The sequence below is a fragment of the Novosphingobium sp. FSW06-99 genome, from assembly GCF_001519065.1.
Lineage (GTDB): Bacteria > Pseudomonadota > Alphaproteobacteria > Sphingomonadales > Sphingomonadaceae > Novosphingobium.
The window spans coordinates 141070-164239 of record NZ_KQ954261.1; the positions used below are offsets into that span (position 1 = coordinate 141070).

Genomic DNA, 23170 nt, shown 5'->3' on the forward strand with positions numbered 1-23170 from the left:
TGTAAAAGTCTGATGAAAATGGCCAAAATTCAGATCGGCTGAAATCGGTACTGCGCCAATTTGTCCAGCAGGGCGCGGTTGGTCGGCATCGCGGCGAGCTTTCGCTTGGTGGCGGTGGTGCGGGCAAAGGCGTCCTGCGCCGCGTGGCGCTCGTCCGCTGTGGGTCTGCGCAAAGGCTCGGTGCGAAAACCCATGCCATAGAGCACGTATTGATAGCTTGCCGCCGGAAACATCTCGTTGGCGCTGGCGAAATCATGCTCGCCGGGCGGATGGTGGCGCCACAATTCCAACTGGTCGCACAAATTCTGCGGGATGGTGTCGGGGTCGCGGTTGTCGCGCCAGAACGCAGTGTCTTCGCGTTCGGACAACATGTAATGCAGCTTCAGAAACTCGATGATGCGGTCCCAGCGATAGCGGGTCATGGCGTTGAATCGCCGGGCGACAATATCCATCGCATGGCGCGTGGCCGGCATCGCGGTGGCGATATAGTCGGCCGACAGTTCGACCAGCACCAGCGCCGAGGCTTCGAGCGGTTCGAGAAAGCCGGCGGCCAGTCCCACGGCAACCACGTTGTTTTTCCAGAAACAGGCGCGATGGCCCGATCGAATGGCGATTTCGCGCGGATTGAGATCGGCAAAGGCGGGGCCGACATAGGCCGCCAGTTCGTCCGCCACGCGGTCGGCCCCGGCATGGCGGCTGGACCAGACATAGCCGACGCCGCGCCGGCTTTGCAGTCCGATGTCCCAGATCCAGCCGTGCTTTTGCGCGGTGGAAACGGTGTGTGAGACGATCGGGCTGTCTGGTCCGTCATAGGGCACCTGTACGGCCAGCGCGCGATCGATGAACAGCACATCGCTGCAATCGACAAACGGCACGCCCAGTGTCTGGCCCAGCAGCAGTGAGGAAAATCCGCTGCAATCAATGAACAGGTCGGCCTTGATCGGGCCATGGCGCAGACCGACCACCGCGGTCACATCGCCGTTGTCGGCCTGTTCCACGCGGACGATCTCGTCATCGAGGTGGCGCACGCCGAGTTTGCCCACGCAATGATCGCGCAGCAATTTGCCAAGCTGCCCGGCATCGAGGTGATAGGCATAGTTGGCGATCCCGCCATATTCGGGCGAGGTGATCAGCTTTGGCGCCAGACCGTTTTCGCACAGGAACTCCTGAAAACACACGGTATCCGAAAACGAGGATGCCGCCGCTTCATGCCAGTGCGGCGCCAGGTCCAGATCGGGAAAGCCCTCGGGCAGGACCAGCGGGTGGTAATAGAAATCGTCCGGATCGCCCGTGCGCCAGCCGACGAATTTGGCGCCCTGCTTGAACGAGGCGTGGCAGGCGCGGATGAAATCGGTTTCGGAAATGCCGATCTTGCGCAAAGTCTGGCGCATGGTCGGCCAGGTGCCTTCGCCCACGCCGATCGCCCCGCGTTCCACGCTTTCCACCAGCGTGATCGACAGGCAGTGCTCGCCGCCCGGCGCGCCACGATGCCGGGCGGCGATCAATCCGGCGGTCAGCCATCCGGCCGAACCGCCGCCGACAATGCAGACCGATTTCACAGCTTGGGTCATTCCACGTAAAGCCTCTATCGCGCTGCGTTCGCGCCAGTAGTGCCCAGGGGGCAGACGGCAAAGGTCCGGGCGTGGTTGTGAACGCCCGGACCCCTGGCGGTCAATCGATCAACCTGTGCGGATCAGAAGTTGTACCGCACACCGGCCTTGAACCGCCGCCCGCTGTCTTCGGCGTAGAGGAACTGGTTGGTGTAATAGGCATATTTCTCCAGCTTGCTGTCGGTCAGGTTCGCCGCTTCGAAAAACACCGAATATTGTTTGTTCAGGTGATAGCCCAGGCTGGCATCGAATTGCTGATAGGCGCGCACTTGCGTCACTGCCTGACCGGCGCCGTTGGGCGGCGGGGTCAGGTATTGCAGGAAGTGCGCGCGCCAGTTCCATGCGATGCGTGCCTCGATGCCGTTCTTGTCATAGAACAGCACGGCATTGGCCGAATTCGACAGGCCGGTCAGCGCGAATTTCTGGCTGACGTCCTGGGGGTTCAACTGGCGGTTGGAATGGACCAGAGTGCCGTTGACCTGCCAGCCGATCCCGGTGTTGCCCAACGCGTGCTGCCATGCCGCCTCCAGCCCGACCACGGTGGCATCCGCGCCGTTGATCGGCGCCGTGATGGTCCATTGCGCCGGCGCGTTGGTGGTGTTGGGGCTGGACGGGGTGCCCGGATCGATCAGCGGGCCGTTGACGCCGTTGATCGGGCCGGTGGTCTGGTTCAGCACGATGAAGTTGCTGACATTTTTCAGAAATCCGCCCAGCGAGACATAGCTGGCGCGGGCGTAGTAATATTCGCCCGAGATATCGAGATTGTCCGACTTGAACGGTTTGAGGTTGGGATTGCCGGTGGACGCGGCAAAATCGCCCGGCCGATAGGTGTTCAACGTGGTGACCGGCGACAATTGTTCGAGCGTGGGCCGGGTCAGCGTCTGCGATGCGGCCAGACGCGCGGTGAAGGTGTCGCTGACCAGCCATTTGAAGGCAAGGTTGGGCAGGATATCGACATAATTGTTGGTGCCGACCGTCCGCGTGGTGCCCGATGATACCGGGATATCGTCGGTCGGGTCCTGATAGCGCAGGCCGGTATAGGCCGTGGCTAGGCCGTTGACATAGGCCGATGTCAGTTCGACGCGGACCCCGGCCACCAGGCTGAACGGCCGGTCCGCCAGCGCGCCATCGAATTGCGATTCGAAATAGCTGCCGAACACCCGTTCGCGTACGACGGTGTCGTTGATGTCATGCGGGGCAAAGGTGAACCCGGGATTGGTGGCCTGCTGTTGCGCGGTGATCGCGCTGAACAAAGTGGCGGCATCGAACGTCAGCCATTGGGTTGGCAGGCGACTGGCGCCGCTGATGCCCGAAAGGAAATTCGACCCGGCATTGAACACCGAGATCGGCACGCTGGCGGGGGCAGGGATCAAATATCCGGCTACCGCATTGCCCGAATCGTCTTCGTTGGAATCGTAGGCGGTGTCCTTGCGATCCTGCGAAACATACAAGCCCCAGTTGGCCCTGGTCAGCCCCTCTTTGCTGTCGCTTTTGTAGACGAAATCGGCACGCGCCTGGACCACCTGGTCATCCGTCCCATAGCCGCGATAGAACATCACGTGCTGGCACAACTGTTCGTTGGCGCCCTGGTTGTTCTGCCCCACCACTGCGCTGGAACTGGCCACGCCAGAATTGGTTGCCGATCCGGGGCATGCGCCGCCGCCTGCGACGGGCAGTCCCTGGGACAACCAGGGCAATACCGAACTGTCGGACTGAAACCGTGCGTAACCCGTATCATAGCCCAACAGAGCCAGTTCGTTTTCCTGGCCGTTGTTGGGATCTTCCTTGGCCACCGAATAGTTGACATCGAACACCGCGCTGACGTGTTCGCTGATCTTCCAGTCGGCATTCAGGCCGAACGCCTTGGTGTTGGTGCGCTTGTCGAATTTTTCGTCGTGGAAATCCTCGGCAATGCCCGATGCCTGGGTCATGTCGATGGCCGTGCCGTTGGCATCGGTCTTGACGTTGGTCAGGTTGGTGGCGGTGAACCAGTTGCCGAACGAGCGGGAATCGGTGGTGTCGGTAAACTTGCTGTAAAGCGCGTCGGCGGTAATCGTCAGATCGTTGTTGGGCCGGTATTGCAACACCAGCGTGCCGCCGATGCGCTCGCGGTTTTCGGTGATCACGCGTTCATCGAAATCCTGCGGGATGAACAGGTTGCCGTTGGGGTTGCTGGCGCTGACGGTGCCCGCTCCGCCATTGACCTGGCTGCCCGGAACCGCCGGGTTGACCAGCCAGCCGTCGGTCTGCGCGGTGTTCAGCTTGCCATAGCGATGCTGATAGCTGCCCGACAGCAGCACGCCGAAATTGCCGTCGTGGGTGGTGTCCGAAAACAGGAATGACCCGTCGGGCGCGGCCTTCTTGGCATTGGTGTCATAGTTGACATCGACCGAGGACGAGAATTTCAACCCGTTGTAGTCAAACGGCCGGGCCGTCTTGATGTTGACCGTCGATCCAACCCCGCCAGACTGAAATCGCGCGGTCGACGACTTGTAGACCTCCACACCCGATACAAGCTCGGACGCCAGCGTGTCGAACGAGAATGCCCGACCAGATGCCTGGCTAGGGTCGGTAGGGGTGGCCAATTGGCGGCCGTTGACCAGCACCGTGTTGAATTCCGGGCCAAAGCCGCGGACCGTGATGAACGCGCCTTCGCCGCCCGACCGGTCAATCGATACGCCGGTGATGCGCTGGAGCGATTCGGCCAGGTTGGCATCCGGCAACTTGCCGATATCCTTGATCGAGATGGCATCGACGATGCCGCTGGCCGCGCGCTTGATCCCGCGCGAATTGTCGAGACTGGCGCGCAGGCCGGTGACGATGATCGGCGCCGCATCGGGCGCAGCGGCGCCCTGGGTGGGATCGGCGGCAGGCGGCGCCGCCGGCTGCGCGGCAGAGGTCTCTTCGGCGACAGCGGTCCGCCCAACCAGGGCTGCCGAGGCCACCGCCGACGGCCCGGCGGTGGCGACCGGTTTTGCCACCACCGCAAATGTCTGCGGCCCGGTCTGGCGCACCTCGAGCCCGGTCCCGGCAAACAGCCGGTCGAGCGCTGCGGCAACCGACAATTCGCCGTGGACGGGGTTGGTCCGCACCGAGCGGGTCAACTTTCGCGGGGCAACGATCTGTACGCCGGCCTGGTGTCCGAATTCGCCGATGGCGGTCTCGGCCGATTGGGCGTCGATTGAAAACTGTTTGAGCTGTGCCGCGGCCTGTGCCGTGGCTGGCACGGTCATCATGCACACAATTCCAGTGGACGCAAATAGCGCCTGACGAATTGCAGAATATGGCATCAATTCCCCCTCAACAAGAAACTTTGATCCAAAGAGCTTTTTTGCCCCTTTGCTTACCAAGAGTCCCGGATCCAAAGTTTCCTTCCCAATGTGTGCAATTTTTTAGAAAAAATTTCTGGAAAAAGATGCCAGTTTTTCGATAATATACTGCCTTGCAATGATTTTTTGGCGTGTGGCCGCTCTATCGCGCCGGTTCGATCCTGATCCAGCGTGGATCGTCCATGTTGACGTTGGCATTGAGCGCACTGCGCACGGCGTTGGCAAACCCTTCGGGATCGTCGATGCGAAACACCCCGTCGAACTGTTCGCCGATCATCGCCGGGTTCGAGATCAGGATCTTGCGATCGTTGTAACGGTTGAACTCTTCGGCGGCATCGCCCAGCGTCGTGCCGTTGAGATCGATCATGCCTTCGCGCCAGGCGAGTGCACGATCCACCCCCGAGGCGTGGGTTGCCTCGAAATGCACGATCGACTGGTCGCCGATAAAGGCCCGCTGGCCTGCCGTGACGCGCAGGCGCGGGGAATCAACATCTTCCGACCAGGTTTCCACGATCCCTTCGGTGACCAGCACTTCGACCCCGCTGTCGCGCTTGCGCACCGAAAAGGCGGTCCCGATCGCCATGGCCTTGGCATTGCCCGCGGCCACGACAAACGGCCGCCTGGCATCCTTGGCCACTTCGAACCATGCCTCGCCCTGCGCGATTTCGACCTCGCGCGCGCGCTTGGCCATGTGAACCTTGATTTCGCTGCCCGAATTGATGGTCATGACTGAACCGTCGACCAATGGCACGCGGCGGATTTCCCCCAGCTTGGTCGCATAGGCCACGCCCGGATCGTACCACAGGGCCGAACCGACCATGCCGATCCCGGCCGCGGCCACGCCCCCGAGCACGGCGCGCCTGCGCCACCGCACGGGGCTTGCGACTGGGCTTTCGATTGCATCCTCGCTGGTGGCGGGCGCTTGCGGGGCGGTCTCGTCATGCAGCAACCATGCCGCATGGGTTGTCAGCAAAAGCCCGTGGCGCCGGGGCGCACCGGCCAGCCATTGCTGCAGCGCGGCCTCGTCCGCATCGCTCCAGGTGCCGCAATCCATCCGCGCAACCCAGCGCGCCGCTTCCAGCGCATCATCGGGGCCTGTGCCGGTCATGGCTCAACCGCCTTGCGCTGGCGCGCAGGGTCGGCAAAATCACCGCCGATCGGTGGCTGGTCGAATTGGCGCGACCATCCTTCGCGCACGGCCCGGACACCGGACCACACCTGCTTTTCCACGGCTTTTTCGGTTATCCCGAAATGGGCGGCGATCTCTTTTTGCGACCAGCCCTCGATCTTGCGCAATTCGACGATGTTGCGGCACCGCTCGGGCAAACCGGCGATCAGCGTCAACACCCGGTCATAGGCCTGGCGATTGGCGGCCTGTTCTTCGGGCGAAGGATTGCTCTGGTCCCGAAAGCTCTCGATTTCGCAGATTTCCTCGAACTGCACGACGCGCTGCCGCTTTAGCCGACGCAGCAACAGGTTCCGCGCCACGGAAAAGAAATAGGCATGGCCGGAATCGATGTGATCGACCCCGTCCAGCATCGCTATTCGGCAATAGGCTTCCTGCATAAGCTCATCGATATCCTCTGGGCTCAAGCGTCTGCGTGCGAACCACGCACGCACCCGCCCCTCATGCGGCATGATCTCGCGCGCCACCCACGCCGCAAGCGCACGACGACGCGCAAGGTTATGTTGCCCTTCCGACTGCGTAACGCCCTCCCCCAATGTCCCTGCGCATTTATTGCCTTTTCCCAGTGAGAGACATGAATCCAAAAAACCCTTCCCGCCAGCGTCAATTTTTTTGGCGAAACGCAAGAATAGGCCTGCGCCGGCCCTTTGCAGCGATCCGCGCACACCAACCGGCATGGGGCAAGCCCGTTGGTCCCGCACAGGGGGGATTGTGCCGCAGACCGGGTAATCGGTTCATATTCCGCTCAGCTAGCAGGGCGCTGGCGGAGGGATGTTTGAACCGCGGATGAGCCTATGTCCCTATTTGATCTGTTTTCCTTTGCATCCTCCGACCTGGCGATCGATCTCGGGACCGCCAATACGGTGGTCTATGTGCGCAAGCTGGGGGTGGTGCTGGCCGAACCATCGGTGGTCGCGCTGCAGACCATCAACGGCGTCACCAGCGTGCTGGCGGTCGGCAACGATGCAAAGATGATGATGGGGCGCACCCCCGATCATATCAAGACGGTCCGCCCGCTGCGCAACGGGGTCATCTCCGATCTCGAAGTGGCCGAACAGATGATCAAGCATTTCATCCGCAAGGCGCAAGGGCCGGGCGGTCCGATGCGGGGCAGACCCGAAATTGTCGTTTGCGTGCCTTCGGGGTCAACGCCTGTCGAACGGCGCGCGATCCGCGATGCGGCATCCAACGCGGGCGCACGCAAAGTCTGGCTGATCGATGAGCCCATGGCGGCGGCAATCGGCGCCGATCTGCCGGTCACCCATCCGATCGGATCGATGGTGGTCGACATTGGCGGGGGAACCACCGAAGTCGGCGTTATCGCGGTCGGCGGGCTCAGCCTGGCGTTGTCGGTTCGCGTCGGCGGCGACCGGATGGACGATGCCATCGTGTCACATGTGCGCCGCAACTACAATCTGCTGATCGGCGAGGCCACGGCCGAACGGGTCAAGCTGCAAATGGGCTCTGCGCGGTTGTGCGGGCAGGGCCCGGTGCCGGTTGCGGTGATCAAGGGGCGCGATCTGGCCAGGGGCGTGCCGGTCGAAATCGCGATGTCGCAGTCCGAGATTGTCGATGCCCTGGCCGAACCGGTCGGGCAGATCGTGGCCGCCGTCCGCAACGCCCTGGAAAACACCCCGCCCGAGATCGCCGCGGATATCATCCATGGCGGCATTGTCATGACTGGCGGCGGATCACTGCTGGCCAATCTCGATAAACTGCTGGCCCATGAGACCGGGTTGCCGGTCAGAGTGGCCGACAACCCCCTGAACTGCGTGGCCATGGGGGCCGGACGCGTGCTTGAGGATGCGACGTATCGGGGTGTCCTGCACGCGGCGTGAGAGTCGTTTTGAAAATTCGCCGAAAGAGGTGATTTTTGTAGACGGCACCGGCCCGCTCCCCCACCCGACCACCCTACTATAGGTATCCTATGGGTGGTCGGCTCCTCAGCGAAAACGTCCCCCGGACGTTTTCGTGCTCTTCGTCGCGGGGAGCGGGCCGGTGCCGTCTTCAGGAAATTCCGGCATGGCCGGAATTTCCAACCGGGCACCGGCAACCTCATCCCGGTGCCGAAGGTTCGATCGGCCGATCGATCATGCCGACATTCACGATCGGGGTCGAATTGGACAGCGCAAAGCCGTTGGCGCGCAGATCGGGAATGATTTCGAACAGCAGCGCGCTGCGCACGCCAAAGGCCTGGCGCGCGGACGGGACATAGGCAAAGCAGGTGAATTCCAGGCCGCCGTCGCGCGCGTCGGTCAGGTACACATTCGGCGCCGGGTCCCGCAGCACGGTTTCATGCCCCGCCAGATGGGCCAGCAGCAGATCGCGCAATGCGATCACATCGGCATCGTCGTTGACTTTGAGCACGATGCGAATGCGGCCCAGCGCTTCACCATGGGTCACGTTGCGAACGGTCTTGGTCACCAGTTCGGAATTGGGCACGATCAGGCGCGAACGATCGGCCATTTCGATTTCGGTGGCGCGCACATTGATGCGTTTTACATCGCCTTCCAGATCGCCGATCGCGATCCAGTCGCCGACTTTGACGGGGCGTTCGGCCAGCAGGATCAGCCCCGACACGAAATTGCCGATCACCGCCTGCAGGCCGAACCCGATGCCCACCGACAGCGCACCGGCAAGCAGTGCGATCCGGTCAAGGCTGACCCCGAGATAGGCGCTGGCCAGCAGCAGCGCGACAAACACCCCCAGATAGCTGACGCCGGCCGACAACGAAGTGCGCACACCGATGTCGAGCGTGGTGCTGGGCAGGTAATGCTTTTCCACCCAGTTGCGGATTGCGCGGGTGACGATCAGCCCGACCGCAAACAGCAGCACGCCCCCGATGATCGTGCCGGGCGAGATCGAGACGGGACCGATATGAAGGATGAGATCGCTCGAGCTGATCCGGCCCACGACATCGCTGGTGCTGGCGCCCAGCGGGGCGACGATCGCGGTCCAGCCGAACAACAGCAGCGACAGCCGTGCAAAGCCTGCCAGCAGTATCCCGATCTGGTCCAGCGTCGAACGCGACAGCGCCAGCACCGATCCGATGAAGCGCCCGGTGCGGCTGTGGGGCCCGAGCAAGGCGGGAAACAGGTCATCGGCGAAATGGATCAGCAGGAACAGGCAGCCGAGGACTGTCGCGCTCCACACCATTTCGCGCATCAGGAACGTCGCCAGTGCAAGATAACCGAACACCGCGGCGCCGACCGCCCAGATCAGTCCGACCCAGCTCGCCAGCGCGGCGATTGCCCAGGGCACTTGCGACCGCCGCGTGGCGGCATCGACGTGCGCCTCCCTGGCGGACGTGCGGTTGCTGGCAACGACAATCAGCACGCGGCCGATGATCGCCAGTTCGATCAGCACGGTGATCGCATCGGTAATCATCGAAGTCGACAGCGACATGCCAAAGGCGGAATTCAGCCCGGCCACGCCGTTGGCCACACCCACGGCGATGGCCGTCAGTGCGGGAAAGCGCCGCAGCTTTGCCGCATGATCGTCAGAGATCGGGGCCAGTCGCCAGATCGGCGCCTCTGCGGCCAGCAAGGCATGGGCAATGCCATACAACAGCGCCGAAAACCCGGTCGCGCGAATGAGGATGGCCAGCGCGCCATCCATCTGCGGCGTCAGCGCCCCACCCGCGCCCAGTGTCACCCGGATCAGCCAGCCCGCGATCAGCGGCAAGGCGGTGATGATGCACACGATCAACAAGGCGCGCAGCGATCGGCGCAGCCGCGATGCCGTCTCGATGCCCGCCACATAGCGATCGCCCAGGCGGAGCAGGAGCAGGATGCCCGGAAAGATCAGCAGTGCGGCGATCAGCGCGCTGACCACCCAGCCGACCAGCACCGCATCGCTGGGCGCGGTGGTCACCAGTTGGCGCACTTCCGCCTGATAAATCGCAACGATCCGGGCCGCGTCGAACCGGACATTCTGCGCAAAATCGATCCACAGGCGCGGGTCGAGCACTGATCGGCCGCTGGTCCACAGCCGCGTCGAAAACAGCTCTCGCCGACGATCGGCCAGATGGGTGGTCAACTGGTCGGTGACCACCGTCAGCACGCGCGCCTGCTTGACCTCGCTGTCGACCGACTGGCGGAAGGCGACCAGGCGCGCGCGTTCCTGGCTGACCTCGGGCGCTTCGGGCGGCTGGCCCGCCCCGGGGGCGGGTCCCAGCTCGGCCAGCCGCGCATCGACTGCGGCAGTGCGCGCCGACAAGTCGGTTACGATCGCATCGAGCGCCTGATCGATCGGCGCAATCGCCGCAACCCTTTGGCGCAGCGCATCGTCGTCGAGTTTCGGATCGCGGGCGTCGCGCGCAATCGCCCGCAACGCGGCGTCATACTGGTTGACCTGCTGGGCAATCGTGGCGATCGGCGTCGCCGACTGGCCGTAGGCCGGGCCGGCCACCGCCAGCCACAGCGCCCACAGCACGCCAACCAGCATTGTCATGCGCACCGGTGCCACCCGGCCTGGAAGGGTTCGCAATGTGCGGTTTTGTTCAATTCGTTCAGGCAGATCGATCGTCATCATGTCTCGCTTTGTGCCCGATGTGCCCCATCCCGATGGGGGCCTTGCGTTCTGCGTGCACGATCGCTCAAGTTGGCGGCCCCGACAATCCCGTCCGACGGCCTGTTCGCTCGCTTTGGGGGAAATGTGGCACCGTTCCCCGGCAATGAGGGGAGGGCGGGCACGATTGAACCCTGTTTTACCGCGCGGTCAGGGCACCATATAGCTGGCGGACCTGATCATTGAGCGCAACCATCTGCGGGATCGACAGTTTCGAGTTTTCAAGCAATGCCTGAGTCAGGCATGAGGCATCGCTGCGCAGGGCCTTGCCCTTGGCGGACAGGAACACCTGCACCTGGCGCTCGTCGTGAGGATTGCGCTGGCGCGACACGAAACCGGCCGCTTCCAGCCGCTTCATCAACGGGGTAATCGTGCTCGGCTCCAGCGCCAGCCGGTCGGCAATCGCCGAGATGGTCTGGCCGTCCTTTTCCCACAGCGTGCTCAGCACCAGGTACTGCGGATACGTCACGCCCATCGAATCGAGCATCGGTTTGTACAACCGGTTGATCGCGATCGTCGTCGCATAGAGCGAAAAACACAGTTGTGCGTCGAGCGGCGGCGGGGCGTTGGCGGGTTCGCTCACAAAATTCCTCGCTTTCGAATCAATATGTTATTCCGATAATGTATATCGCAATAAACTTTTGCTGGACAAAGGGCAAGGGCCTCCTGTAGCTAAGACTTATCGCAATAATAATTATCGCACCATATCAAACGGAGAAAGCCCATGCGCAAGTCCATCACCCTGCTCGCCGCCACTGCCGCTCTCGCTCTGGGCGCGTTCCCCGCGTTCGCCCAGGACACCTACGCCACCCACGCCGCTGCTCCCGTCAAATCGATCGTGCTGGTGCACGGCGGCTTCGTTGACGGATCGGGCTGGGCCGGGGTTTACAAGATCCTGACCCGCGACGGCTATAAAGTCACGATTGTCCAGAACCCAACCCAGACGCTGGACGACGATGTTGCGGTCACCCGGCGGGCCATCGCCGCCGCCGACGGCAAAGTCATCCTGGTCGGCCACAGCTATGGCGGCGTGGTGATTTCCGAAGCGGGCACCGATGCCAAAGTTGCGGGCCTTGTCTATGTGACCGCGTTCGCGCCGGACAAGGGTGAATCGGTCGGTTCGCTGATCGCCAATCCCCCGGCGGGCGCCCCGGTGCCGCCGATCCTGCCGCCCAAGGATGGCTATCTGTTCCTCGACAATGCCAAGTTTGCAGGGTCGTTTGCGGCCGATGTCGATCCCGACACCGCCAGCGTGATGGCGGCATCGCAAGTGCCATGGGGTGTTGCCGCGCTGACCGGTGCGGTCACCAATCCGGCGTGGCGCGTCAAGCCGACCTTCTATCTCGTCTCCACCGATGACAAGATGATCCCGCCGGCCGCCCAGCGCATGATGGCCGCACGCGCCCACGCCCATGTCGAAGAAGCCGCCGGCAGCCACGCCATCTATGTGTCTCAGCCCGCCGTGGTGGCCACGTTCATTGAAGAGGCCGCACGCAACGCCGGCCAGTAAACGCACGTCCCATTGCCCCATGGCGCCGGATCTCCGCGCGAGATCCGGCGCTTTGCGGTTGTGTCGGCTGGATGGTCCAAGTCGATTGACGGGGTGGTGGCGGTCCGGATACCTCTGCCTTGCGTCCGTCCGATGTCCGGCGCGTCCTGTCGATCACGTTGCATCGAAACCACGGAGCGGAACAATGGCCTTCGAACACCTGCCGACACCAGACCTGCTGCGCGATCGTATCGGAGCGCGATTGGCCGAGCGCTGGAAACTGATGCTGTGCGAAGGCCTGTTGCTGGAATTTTTCGGCGTGCTGGCGTTTACGATGCCATTGCTTGGCACGCTGGCCGTCGACATCCTGGTCGGTTGGCTGTTGTGTGCGGGCGGCCTGGTGCGGGTGGTCAGCCTGCTGCACGCCCGCCATGCGCCGGGCTACTGGTGGTCTTTGTCGGCCGGGGTGCTGGCGATCGTGGTTGGCGCCTTGCTGTTGGTCAATCCGTTGCGCGGGGCGTTGACGCTGACCACGTTGTTGGCGGCGCTGTTCTTTGTCGAGGGTCTTTCGGCGATCCTTGCCGGGCTCGATTTTCGTCACCACGCGCGCAACTGGGGCTGGCTGCTGTTCCGGGGGATCATCGATCTGGGACTGGTGTTCCTGATCTGGAACGGTTGGCCAGGAACCGCGGCGTGGGCGATCGGCGTGATTGCCGGGGTGAACCTGTTCTTCATGGGCTTGACCATCGTGATGCTGGCGTTCGCGGTCCGAAAGACCTGACGCTGGCGCATTGCGGTCAGGGTCACGCGTTGATATTGCGGGCGCAATCACGGTGGCGCTTGAAATTTGTGCGAAGAGCGGCCACTTGCGAAACACGATCAGGGATAAGGCTGCGATGATTGCGGCAGGCACCCGGGGCGCTGCTGTTTGTCCATTCCAAACTGAACGACAAGGCCGCGTCAGCACGGCCATGCTTCCGCTATGCAAACCCCGGGGTGAGCAAGCGGCCTGCCGAAAGACCGCTATTCCGTGACTTCGATACCCAACGACACCCAGTATGATCGCGCCACCGGCTCAGGCCTTCGCTTCCAGGCACAGGGCGCCAGCGACCGCGTGATGACCGATGGCCAGGACCTGACGCTTGTGCGCGACGCAGAGATGATCGGCCGCGACCTTGTGCGGCGGTTCAGGGCCTATGGGCCCGACCTGAAACGAAGCCTGTTTCAACTGATCACGACCGGGACGCTGTTCCTGGTTATGCTGGTGGTGATCGCCACGGCGACCAAAGGCCGGTACTGGCTGGCCCTGTTGCTGGCCATCCCGACTGGCGGGCTGCTGGTGCGCCTGTTCATTATCCAGCATGACTGCGGCCACGGGTCCTTTTTCAAGTCGCGCGCCGCCAACGATTTGGTGGGTCGCCTGATCAGCGTGTTCACGCTCACGCCCTATTCCGAATGGAAAAGGGGCCACGCCATCCATCACGCGACGGGTGGCAATCTCGACCGCCGTGGCTGGGGCGATGTGGATACCATGACGGTCCGCGAATATCAGGCGGCCACGCCTTTGCAGAGGCTGGGCTACCGGCTGTTCCGCAGTCCGTTCGTGATGGTGCTGGTCGGCGCACCGCTCAACTTCATCGTGCTGCAACGATTGGCTACGGGCCGGAAGTGGCAGGACCGCACGGCGCGGCGCAGTGTGATGTCGCTCAACGTCGTCCTGATCGTGGTGTTTGGCGTGCCGATGGTGCTGTTCGGCGCTGGCGCGGTGCTGGCGACATACCTGCCGGTGATGATCGTTGCGGCGTGGATCGGCAATTGGCTGTTCTATGTCCAGCACCAGTTCGAAGACACCTATTGGGAACGCGATGGCACCTGGAACTTCCACGCGGCGGCGCTGCGGGGCAGTTCCTATTTCGATCTTCCGCCGATCCTGCAATGGTTCAGCGGCAACATCGGCCTGCACCACATCCATCACCTGTCGATCCGCATTCCCAACTATCACTTGCAGGCCTGCCTCGATTCAGCACCCGAACTGCACCGGGTCAGCCGCCGCATCACGCTGCGCGACAGTCTGACCTGCTGGCGCCTGGCGCTGTGGGACGAAGAGAGCCATCGCCTGATCGGGTTTCGCGATCTGAAGGCCGCCAACGCCCGCATCGCTGCCGCGCAAGACGGCAAACCCGCCTATCCCTGACGCGAAGCGGCCGGATCGGCGCGCCGCGACAGAAAAAATGTGCGCCGCATGTCACATCGGACATGCCCGGCTCGTCATGGTGGCATCCCAATCGCAAAAGGATGTTACCATGGCCCCGCGCCTTAATCTCTACACCGCCTCGCCCGACATTTTCAAAGCGTGGTACGCGTTTTCGCAGGCCGTGGCCGACTGCGGGCTGGAAACGTCGCTGCTCGAACTGGTGAAGATCCGCGCTTCGCAGATCAACGGCTGCGCCAATTGCCTGAACATGCACACATCCGATGCGCGCAAGGCGGGCGAGAGCGAACAGCGCATTCATCTGCTGGCTGCCTGGCACGAAGCGCCATGCTATACCGATCGCGAACGCGCCGCGCTGGGCTGGACCGAGCATGTGACCGAAATCGCCACCCGGCGCGCACCCGATGCCGTCCATGCCGCGCTGGCGGCGCAGTTTACCGAGGCCGAGCAAGTGCAACTGACGCTGGCGATCAACGCGATCAACGGGTGGAACCGGCTGGCAGTGGGTTTCAACATCTATGCCCCGGACCTGGGCTGGCAATGACCGAGGCGGCCAGCCTGATCTTTGATGCGCAGCGGCCCGGGCTGCTGCGTGTTGCCTATCGCATGTTGGGCTCGCTGGCGGATGCCGAAGATATCGTCCAGGATGCCTTCCTGCGCTGGCGCGGGGTGGACCATGGGCAGGTTGCAGTGCCTGCCGCATTCCTGCGCCGCATCGTCACGCGGCTCTGCCTCGATCACATGAAATCGGCCCGGTTCCAGCGCGAAAGCTATATCGGCCCGTGGTTGCCCGAACCCGTGGTGGAAGACGACTGGGACGAGGATGTGACTTTGCCGCTGTTGCTGGCGCTGGAACGGTTGTCGCCACTGGAACGGGCCGCCTTTCTGCTGCACGACGTATTTGACGAAAGCTTTGAGGACATCGCCCGCGTGCTCGACCGGGACGAGGCGGCCTGTCGGCAACTGGCCAGCCGCGCAAGAACGCATGTACGGATGGAACGTCCGCGCTTTCCGCTCGACCAGCACCAGGGCAAGGCGATTGCCGCGGCCTTTTTCGACGCCTCACGCAACGGCGACATGGCGCAACTGGGCGCCCTGCTGGCGCAGGATGTGCGTTTCCATTCCGATGGCGGCGGCAAACGTCCGTCGGTTGCCCGCGTCCTGCACGGCGCAACCGAGTTTCTGCGCGCGCAGGTGGCGCTGGCCCGCCTGCGTCGCGCCCCGTCGCAACTGATCCGGTTTGCCATGATCAACGGGTTGCCCGGTTTTATCACGCGCGAACCCGATGGCCTGCCACCGACCACCGCGCTGCTGATCGAGGATGGCCGCATCAGCGCAATCTATGTCACGCGCAATCCCGACAAGCTGGGCCGCGTGCATTGATCCTGCCGGCGCGGTGATCCTGTTCAGTTCGCAGGCGCGGACCCGTTCGACATCGAATAGGGCCGCGCCGCTGCCGATGTGGCCCAGTGCCGGTTGGGCGTCGGGCCCATTGTAAAGCGCAATTCGCCCCCGGCGCGGATATCGCCATCGGTGATAAAGCTGCGGGGCAGGGCGCGGCCATCGAGCATGACCGATTGCACATAGCCATTGGCTGCCGACAGCCCTTCGGCGACAATGACAAACCGTTTGCCATTGGGCAGGTTCATCACCGCGCGGTCCACGAACGGTCGGCCGATGACATATTGGTTCGATCCCGGCGCAACCGGATAGAACCCCAGCGCCGTGAACACCAACCAGGCCGACATCTGCCCGAGATCGTCATTGCCGGCCAGCCCGTCGGGGGTCGGCTTGTATTGCGAGGCCACGATCTGGGCCAGCCGTTCCTGCGTGCGCCAGGGCGCGCCGGCATAGTCATAGAGATAGGCGACGTGGTGGCTGGGCTCATTGCCGTGGATATATTGCCCGATCAGCCCGGCAATGTCCTCTGCATGGCTGTAGTCCAGTTTCGAGGTGTCGAAATTGAACATCGCATCCAGCTTTGCCACGGCTTTCGCATCGCCGCCCAGCATGCGGATCAGCCCGGCCTCGTCCTGCGGCATGAACCAGCTATATTGCCAGGCATTGCCCTCGGTATAGTCAGAGCCATAGTTGATCGCGGCGGGATCGAACGGCGTGCGAAAAGCGCCGGTCGACAGCCGGGCGCGCACCCAGCCGGTTTGTGGATCAAAGCTGTTGCGCCAGTTGCCTGCGCGTTTTTCGAACCGGTCGGCAATCGCGGTACGCCCCATCGCCCGCGCCATGCGTGCGATGGTCCAGTCGTCAAAGGCATATTCGACCGTCTTTGAGGCGGCCTCGGGCTCTTTGTCGATCGGCACATAGCCCCGCGCCATATATTCGCCCAGCCCGCCATAGGCGGCATGGTCTGCGCTGGCGACCATCGCAGCGAGCGCGGCATCGGCGTCAAAGCCGCGCAGGCCCTTCAGGTAGGCGTCGGCAATCACCGGCACGGCGTGATAGCCGATCATGGTCCATGTTTCGCGTCCGGCAAACTGCCACACCGGCAGGATGCCGTCGGGACTGTAACGCTGACTTTCCACCAGCGAGCGCACCACGTCGGCGGTGGTCTGTTCGGGCTGGATCAGTGTCAGCAGCGGGTGTTCGGCGCGAAACGTGTCCCACAGCGAATACGTCGATCGGAACGTGAAGCCCTGCGCCAGGTGGACCTGATCATCGGGTCCGCGATAGCGCCCATCGGCGTCGCTCCACACGCTCGGCGCCAGCAGGGCGTGGTAGAGCGCGGTATAGATATTGCGGCGCATCGGCTGGGCCGCGTCGATCTCGATCGCGCCAAGCGCCTGCGTCCAGGCGGTGGCCGTGCGTGCGCGCACCGCATCGAAATCCCCCGGTTCTGCATCGAGGTTGGCCACCGCGCCACGCTCGTCCACGCCGGACAATCCCACCCGCACTTCTAGCGGCGCGGTCAGTACGCCGAAATCGAGCCGGGCTTCCAGCGCGCGCCCCAGTTTTTCGGACAGGGCATCGCTGCCGCGCCCGGGCCCCTGAAATCCCTTGTAGAGCACCGCCGGATCGCGGTCGACAAACCCGTGCCCGGTCAATGGCGCGGAGAACCGCATCGCGAAAAACAGCTTTCGTCCCGGCGCCCAGCCGCGCGTTTCGCGAAATCCGGTCAACGTGCCGTCGGGCAGCAGATGCAGCCCCGACCACAGGATCTTGCCGGGATAATAGTACAGCGACGACCGCATGTCGATCAGCAGATGCGCCGGCTGGCCTTGCGGAAAGGTATAACGATGCACGCCGATGCGCGTCCCGGCGGCGAGTTCGGCGCGCACCCCGCTGTCGCGCAAGGTCACCGCATAATAGCCGGGCCGGGCGATCTCGCTGTGGTGGTCAAACCGCGAGCGATAGCCGGAACCGGGCTGTCCGGGATCACCCGGATCAAGCGCCACGTCGGCCCCGGCCTGTGGCATGACCAGAATATCGCCAAGGTCCGAATGGCCCGCGCCCGAAAAATGGGTGTGGCTGAACCCCTGAATGGTCGGATCTTCATAGCGATACCCGGCGGCATGCCCATAGCAGGCCCTGATCTGGCACGTCGTATCGGTATCGGGTGAAAGCTGAACCATGCCGAACGGCGCCGTGGCCCCCGGAAAGGTGTGACCTTCGCCGCCCGTGCCGATCATCGGATCGACGCTGAGCAACGGGGCCGGGTCGCTTTGGGCGGCAACCGGGGTCGACAGGCAAAGGGCGAAAACGAATGATGCGCGCATCGCCGGTTTATGGAGCAAAGACTGCGGTTTCCGCAATCTCAATCAGATCACCCTGAAGCAGTCGATACCCGCGCCCTTCAGGCGGGAACAGGTGGTAAAGGCACCCGGCCCCGAGGCGCGCAGGCGGAAATAGCGGCGTGATCCCACCACCACGGGGACGACGGCCTTGTCGAACCGGCCGAGTTCGGCGTGGACGCTGATCAGCCAGGTCCAGCGGGCCTCGGCCTCTTGCGGTGACAAGGCGGCGGCAAGCTGGATGGTCTGCCCTGCGCCGGGCGCGGGCTGGGCGTCCGCCGGGCCCGGGGGCGTTGCCGGGCCGGTATCGTTCGCCACTTGTGCCGGGCTGTGGGGCAGGCCCGGCGACACGGGCGATGCGGCCTTGGGCTGCTGGACGGCGAGCGCCAGACGGCGCGCCTGATCGTCGGATTGCATCGCCTCGTTCATGATCACGACGGTCGTGTCACCGGTCCGGGTCACGCCGAAAAGCGAGCGGGCGACGGCAAAAGGCACGCGGATGCATCCGTGCGAGGCGGGGTGGTTCGGCACATACCCGGCGTGAATGGCGATGCCGCCGCTGGTCAGGCGCTGCATAAAGGGCATCGGCGCGTTGCTATAGATGTTCGATCGGTGAAACCGCTGTTTTTCGAGAATCGGAAACACCCCCGCCGGTGTGCCGTGGCCGCGCCGTCCGGTCGAAACCGGCGACCACAGCCAGGGCTGGCCGTCCCTGAATACCTGCATGCGCTGCGAAGCCTTGCTGATCACGATCAGCACGCCCGATTCAAGCGCCTGCGCGATCGTCGGCGTTTGCCGTACGGGCACGGCAACGGGACCGCTCCGAACATTGATGCCGAACGCCGTCGCTGCCGATCGTTCCTGCGCGGCGCGGGCTGGCAGCAACGCGGCGAACAGCGTCGCGCTGGCCAGCAACACCAGCGAAAACAACGCAAACGCTATGCCTGTGCGCCTGAAAATGGTTATCCCCCGGTCAACGTAAATGGTTAACCGATTAAGGGCCCTTCGATCAAGTCCAGAAAAATCCTGTCCGAAACGGGGAGGGGGACCGGCGAAGCCGGTGGAGGGGCCCCACCGGATTGTGCAATGCCACGAAGATGGACCAAGCCGCCAGTCATGATCCGCGTATTTTCAAGATCTTACCCAGTCACGAAACCCCTCCACCAGCTTCGCTGGTCCCCCTCCCCGAAACGGGGAGGATCGAAAAAGGCGAGGTTTGGCGGGCGGAGCAGGGCCGGACATTTCCTGCGGGGCGCCCCGATTACTGAATGGTGTAACTCGTCACCACCTTGAGATAGCTGGCGCGATCGGCCGGGGCGACCTGCATCTGGAACTGCGACCAGCGACCGGGCAGGATTTCGCAGACCGTGGGATCGACTTGCGGCCCGATCGGGCCGACCAGCACCGGCAGCGGGCGGACAACCTCGAAAATAACCACATGATCGACCTTTGGCTTCCAGTCGGCGCGCACGGCCAGGTCTTCGCGCACGTCCCTGACTGCCGCGATATGATCGAAGGTGCCAAACCCGCCGGGGCTGGTCGCCGGCTGATCCGGCGCCATCGCCATGGCAAAGCGCGTGCCTATGGCCAGGGTCTGTGCCACCGGCGGGTCCCAATCGGCCCATGGCGACATCCCGGCGACCAGTTTGCGATAGGCCGCCACCCCATCTGCGGGATTGGCAAAGCGCCACCCGAACAACACCGTCCATTCCTGCCCCGCGCGGCTCTGGATCGAATCAGCCGATGGCTGGCAGGTGTCGGCGGGCGCGGCACTGGTCTGCGCGTAAACCGGCATCGATAGCAACGCGGCGGTCAGCAGCGCCAACCAGCCAAGGCCTTTGTGCAGAACACGCATCAAGGGTTCCTTTCGATTAGGCAAGTATCCGGGGGGTACGCGCCAACGGCCGTACCCCCCGGTCGTGCAATCAGAATGCGCTCTTGATAACGCCGCCATCCACGCGCAGCGCGGCGCCGTTGGTGGCCGCGGCGACCGGGCTGGCCACATAAGTCACCATCGCCGCCACTTCCTCGGGCGTGGCAAAGCGCCTGATCAGCGAGGTGGGGCGGACATGCTCGAAAAACTCGGTTTCGACCTGGGCAAAGCTCTTGCCCCCCGATTGCGCCAGGGTCTCGACGAAATCGACCACGCCGCGCGAACGCGTCGGGCCGGGCAGCACGCTGTTGACGGTGATGGCGGTTCCGGCCACGCTTTCGGCGATGCCGCGCGCCACCGCGATCTGGGCGGACTTGGTCATGCCGTAATGCACCATTTCCGACGGGATCTGCACCCCGCTCTCGCTGGAGATAAAGATGATGCGCCCCCAGTTGCGCGTGCGCATCGCGGGCAGATAGAGCCGCGCAAGCCGCACGCCCGACAGCACGTTGACATCGAAGAACCGGCGCCAGTCTTCATCGGGGATCTCTTCAAACGGCTTGGGTTCGAAAATGCCCAGATTGTTGACCAGAATCTCGACATCGGGAAACCGCATAAACAGCGCCTGCGCGGCGTCAGGCGTCGCCAGATCGCCGGCAAAGCCCTCGATCGTGCCGCCCGCCGCCGACAGTTCGCCAACCGCGCGATCGACCGCCTCTTGCGTGCGGCCATTGACGATCACCCGCGCGCCTTCCTGGGCCAGCGCGGCGGCGATGGCCCTGCCGATGCCCGCGGTGCTGCCGGTGACGAGTGCCAATTTGTCGTGAAGCTGAAGATCCATTGTTCTGGTCCTTGTGCGCGCAAGTGCCGTTCACTTGCGGGTGATCAAATGCCGCCGCCGCACAGCAGACCCCTGCCGCAACGACGCTGCCATTGTCCCGCCCCAGATAGGGCTCTGTGTGAGTGATTTCATCGGGTTAAGCAACAATTCGTCAGCAATCTCGCGCGTTTCGCGGCCCGACGCGGTGTGACCCTTGCGCAAGCCCGCCGGTCACGGTTTCGCCATCGAGGCGGCCATTTCGGCGCGTGTCCAGGCGGGTCTGCTGCCGATATAGGCGGCCAGATCGATGATCTCTGCATCGCGCAACCGCGCCGCGACCGTCTGCATCGGGCCCGCGCCGGGATCGTTGCGCGTGCGCGCGCGGAATTCCTGAAGCTGGCGAACGATATACGTCGGCGAAGCGCCTCCGATGCCGATGAAATGCCGCGTATGGCACCCGGCGCAGGCGGGAAACCGGGCGGTGCCACGGTTGGCCAGGGCACCGCCGCGCGCGATCGAACCGATCGGAACCCAGGCAACCGTCTGTTCGTGCGGATCGCGCAGGCGGTGCCGCTCTGCATCCACCGGTCCCTCGATGATGCGATGGCCCAGCGGTTCACGCGCCGAGGTGTCGAACGTATAGACGAAATCCATCGGCACCGCGCGGGGAATGGTGGCGGCCTCGATCACGCGGGCGTGCCGCACCGGCTCCAGCGCGGAAAAGTACCGCGCGGCCGCACGCAGATCCGCCGCGCCGATCGTGCGCGCCGCCGCCGCCATATAGGCCGTGGGATAGGCGTGCCGGGCCGAACGGCGCGCGCCGCTGGCAAAGGCGTGCACCTGCTCTTCGATATAGTCCACCGGCAACCCGCGAAGCTGCGCATTCTCGCTCCGCCCCGCGCCACTGACCAGATGGCAATAGCCGCAGGCCCCCCCGACATGGTCCACCACCGCGCCCGACTGGTATGCGGATGCTCATCCGCATACCAGTCGGGCGCATGGTCCATATCGTCAATCGCCGCCTGGCTGAACCCCTTCGCCGCCCCCGGCAACCGATAGACCCGCGCCGCCGAAACCGGCGCCCCCGTGGGCCCCGCACCAGGAAACGCCCAGTCCAGCCCCGCAGAAGGCGCCGCCGCAACCAGCACAAATGCAGCAAGTGCAAGGAACCCGGATCGCGTCAGCATCGCCCCACCCTGCCCTGATTCCGCACGAGGTCAAATTCTCAAAGCGGTCGAACCCACCCCTATAGCGCGCACAGATGCTGAAAGCCGGTGTTCGTTGTCAAGGCAAGGGCGCGCGTCGGTCTCCGCCGCCAAACCCGACGCTAAGCAGCGCGAGTTGGGACGTCAGAACCGGTCCTTCGGTCAGCGTCGTAACGTGGCACTTGAAAGACCAAGGCTGGGACAAACCCGACGTTCCCTGGCTGGATGCTTAACGACAGGTTCCGGCAGGACCGGACACTCAGCGTTTGTTTGACCGCTCGTCGTCCCGACAGCAACTAGGCCGTTTGCCGACCGGCAAGTTCCGACAGGACTATATGGATTGCAGCCATTCCAGTGAAGCGACTTCAATTGGCCAGTCCAGCCTTGTCGACTGGCGTCTCGACGGGACAATCGCGCTCGACCCGCTCGGAATAGCGATCGACCAGTTGGTCGGCGTGCGGACGGAGCAGCACGGTGAAGCGGACCAGTTCCTCCATCACATCGACGATACGGTCGTAATAGGCGGACGGCTTCATCCGGCCGGCTTCGTCAAACTCGTCATAGGCCTTGGCGACCGAGGATTGGTTGGGAATTGCAAACATCCGCATCCATCGCCCCAGCACGCGCAAGGTGTTGACCGAATTGAACGACTGCGAACCCGCGCTGACCTGCATCACCGCCAGCGTGCGCCCCTGGGTTGGCCGCAGTCCCTTCATCGCCAGGGGCAGATGGTCGATCTGCGTCTTCATGATACCGGTGATCTGGCCGTGGCGCTCGGGGCTGCACCACACTTGCCCCTCGGACCACAGCGATAGCTGACGCAGTTCATCCACCGCTGGATGATCGTCGCCCACCACCTGATCTGGCAACGGCAGATCGGCAGGGTCGAAAATGCGTGTCTCGCAGCCGAACCAACGCAGCAGGCGTGCTGCCTCTTCCACGGCGAGACGCGAATAGGACCGCTCACGCAAGGAACCGTAGAGCAACAGTATCCGCGGCGGTGGCTCCAGCGCGCCCAGCCCCAATGCAGGGCGACGATGGGCGTATTGCGGCTTCAAAGCAGGCAGATAATCGGGGTCCGGCAAATCGCGCAGGCGGGTCATGCAATATCCTTGGATCGGAACAGCGCCG

At 63.7% G+C, this 23170-nt stretch carries 18 protein-coding genes; 6 read left to right on the top strand and 12 right to left on the bottom strand.

Going from position 1 to position 23170, the window contains the following annotated elements:
* Positions 1-29: 29 nt before the first annotated feature.
* The 4 genes from AQZ49_RS17610 to AQZ49_RS17625 all read right to left on the bottom strand — a co-directional run bounded on the left by AQZ49_RS17610 (position 30) and on the right by AQZ49_RS17625 (position 6802).
* Positions 30-1571 (bottom strand): tryptophan halogenase family protein, encoded by a 1542-nt coding sequence (locus AQZ49_RS17610; protein ID WP_067618726.1) that lies wholly within the window; start codon positions 1569-1571, stop codon positions 30-32.
* Positions 1572-1693: 122 nt separating this feature from the next.
* Positions 1694-4846, bottom strand: a complete 3153-nt coding sequence (locus tag AQZ49_RS17615) for a TonB-dependent receptor (RefSeq protein ID WP_231739293.1) — start codon at positions 4844-4846, stop codon at positions 1694-1696.
* Between the two features lie 235 nt (positions 4847-5081).
* The gene (locus AQZ49_RS17620; protein ID WP_067618729.1) at positions 5082-6047 is read right to left on the bottom strand and encodes a FecR family protein; all 966 of its coding nucleotides are present in this window, start codon (positions 6045-6047) and stop codon (positions 5082-5084) included.
* Positions 6044-6802: an RNA polymerase sigma factor gene (locus AQZ49_RS17625; RefSeq protein WP_231739294.1), complete on the bottom strand. Its 759-nt coding sequence runs from the start codon at positions 6800-6802 to the stop codon at positions 6044-6046. Before AQZ49_RS17625 ends, AQZ49_RS17620 begins: the two co-directional genes overlap by 4 nt.
* 117 nt (positions 6803-6919) lie before the next feature.
* Between AQZ49_RS17625 and AQZ49_RS17630 the strand changes: the two genes are divergently transcribed.
* Positions 6920-7963, top strand: coding sequence for a rod shape-determining protein (locus AQZ49_RS17630; protein WP_067618732.1), 1044 nt, complete (start codon positions 6920-6922; stop codon positions 7961-7963).
* A 217-nt stretch (positions 7964-8180) separates the two neighbouring features.
* Here the strand turns inward: AQZ49_RS17630 and AQZ49_RS17635 are convergent, their stop codons facing one another.
* Both AQZ49_RS17635 and AQZ49_RS17640 read right to left on the bottom strand, forming a co-directional pair.
* Positions 8181-10577, bottom strand: coding sequence for a DUF3772 domain-containing protein (locus AQZ49_RS17635; RefSeq protein WP_067618734.1), 2397 nt, complete (start codon positions 10575-10577; stop codon positions 8181-8183).
* A gap of 256 nt (positions 10578-10833) precedes the next feature.
* Entirely contained in the window at positions 10834-11277 is a 444-nt protein-coding gene (locus tag AQZ49_RS17640) for a MarR family winged helix-turn-helix transcriptional regulator (RefSeq protein ID WP_067618737.1), read from the bottom strand.
* Between the two features lie 141 nt (positions 11278-11418).
* Between AQZ49_RS17640 and AQZ49_RS17645 the strand changes: the two genes are divergently transcribed.
* The 5 genes from AQZ49_RS17645 (at position 11419) to AQZ49_RS17665 (ending at position 15778) form a co-directional block, all read left to right on the top strand.
* On the top strand, positions 11419-12204 hold the full coding sequence (locus AQZ49_RS17645) for an alpha/beta hydrolase (protein WP_082701875.1): 786 nt from the start codon (positions 11419-11421) through the stop codon (positions 12202-12204).
* Positions 12205-12388: 184 nt separating this feature from the next.
* Positions 12389-12964: an HdeD family acid-resistance protein gene (locus tag AQZ49_RS17650; RefSeq protein ID WP_067618740.1), complete on the top strand. Its 576-nt coding sequence runs from the start codon at positions 12389-12391 to the stop codon at positions 12962-12964.
* A gap of 249 nt (positions 12965-13213) precedes the next feature.
* Positions 13214-14377, top strand: a complete 1164-nt coding sequence (locus tag AQZ49_RS17655) for a fatty acid desaturase (protein WP_231739295.1) — start codon at positions 13214-13216, stop codon at positions 14375-14377.
* A gap of 109 nt (positions 14378-14486) precedes the next feature.
* On the top strand, positions 14487-14939 hold the full coding sequence (locus tag AQZ49_RS17660) for a carboxymuconolactone decarboxylase family protein (RefSeq protein ID WP_067618822.1): 453 nt from the start codon (positions 14487-14489) through the stop codon (positions 14937-14939).
* Complete coding sequence (locus AQZ49_RS17665) at positions 14936-15778, top strand: sigma-70 family RNA polymerase sigma factor (protein WP_067618742.1); 843 nt, start codon at positions 14936-14938, stop codon at positions 15776-15778. The genes AQZ49_RS17660 and AQZ49_RS17665 overlap by 4 nt, the downstream gene beginning before the upstream one ends.
* Positions 15779-15801: 23 nt before the next feature.
* On the opposite strand, the gene AQZ49_RS17670 is transcribed toward AQZ49_RS17665, so the two are convergent.
* The 6 genes from AQZ49_RS17670 to arsH all read right to left on the bottom strand — a co-directional run bounded on the left by AQZ49_RS17670 (position 15802) and on the right by arsH (position 23142).
* The gene (locus AQZ49_RS17670; RefSeq protein WP_067618744.1) at positions 15802-18126 is read right to left on the bottom strand and encodes a GH92 family glycosyl hydrolase; all 2325 of its coding nucleotides are present in this window, start codon (positions 18124-18126) and stop codon (positions 15802-15804) included.
* A 42-nt stretch (positions 18127-18168) separates the two neighbouring features.
* Positions 18169-19071 carry a L,D-transpeptidase family protein gene (locus tag AQZ49_RS17675; protein ID WP_067618747.1) on the bottom strand — a complete coding sequence of 301 codons (903 nt, stop codon included), beginning with the start codon at positions 19069-19071 and terminating at the stop codon, positions 18169-18171.
* 331 nt (positions 19072-19402) lie between these two features.
* Positions 19403-19996 (bottom strand): hypothetical protein, encoded by a 594-nt coding sequence (locus AQZ49_RS17680; RefSeq protein ID WP_067618750.1) that lies wholly within the window; start codon positions 19994-19996, stop codon positions 19403-19405.
* A gap of 70 nt (positions 19997-20066) precedes the next feature.
* Entirely contained in the window at positions 20067-20855 is a 789-nt protein-coding gene (locus AQZ49_RS17685; RefSeq protein ID WP_067618753.1) for an SDR family NAD(P)-dependent oxidoreductase, read from the bottom strand.
* A gap of 210 nt (positions 20856-21065) precedes the next feature.
* Positions 21066-21782 (bottom strand): c-type cytochrome, encoded by a 717-nt coding sequence (locus AQZ49_RS17690; RefSeq protein WP_067618757.1) that lies wholly within the window; start codon positions 21780-21782, stop codon positions 21066-21068.
* Positions 21783-22404: 622 nt separating this feature from the next.
* Entirely contained in the window at positions 22405-23142 is a 738-nt protein-coding gene (arsH, locus tag AQZ49_RS17695) for an arsenical resistance protein ArsH (RefSeq protein ID WP_067618759.1), read from the bottom strand.
* Between the last annotated feature and the right edge of the window lie 28 nt (positions 23143-23170).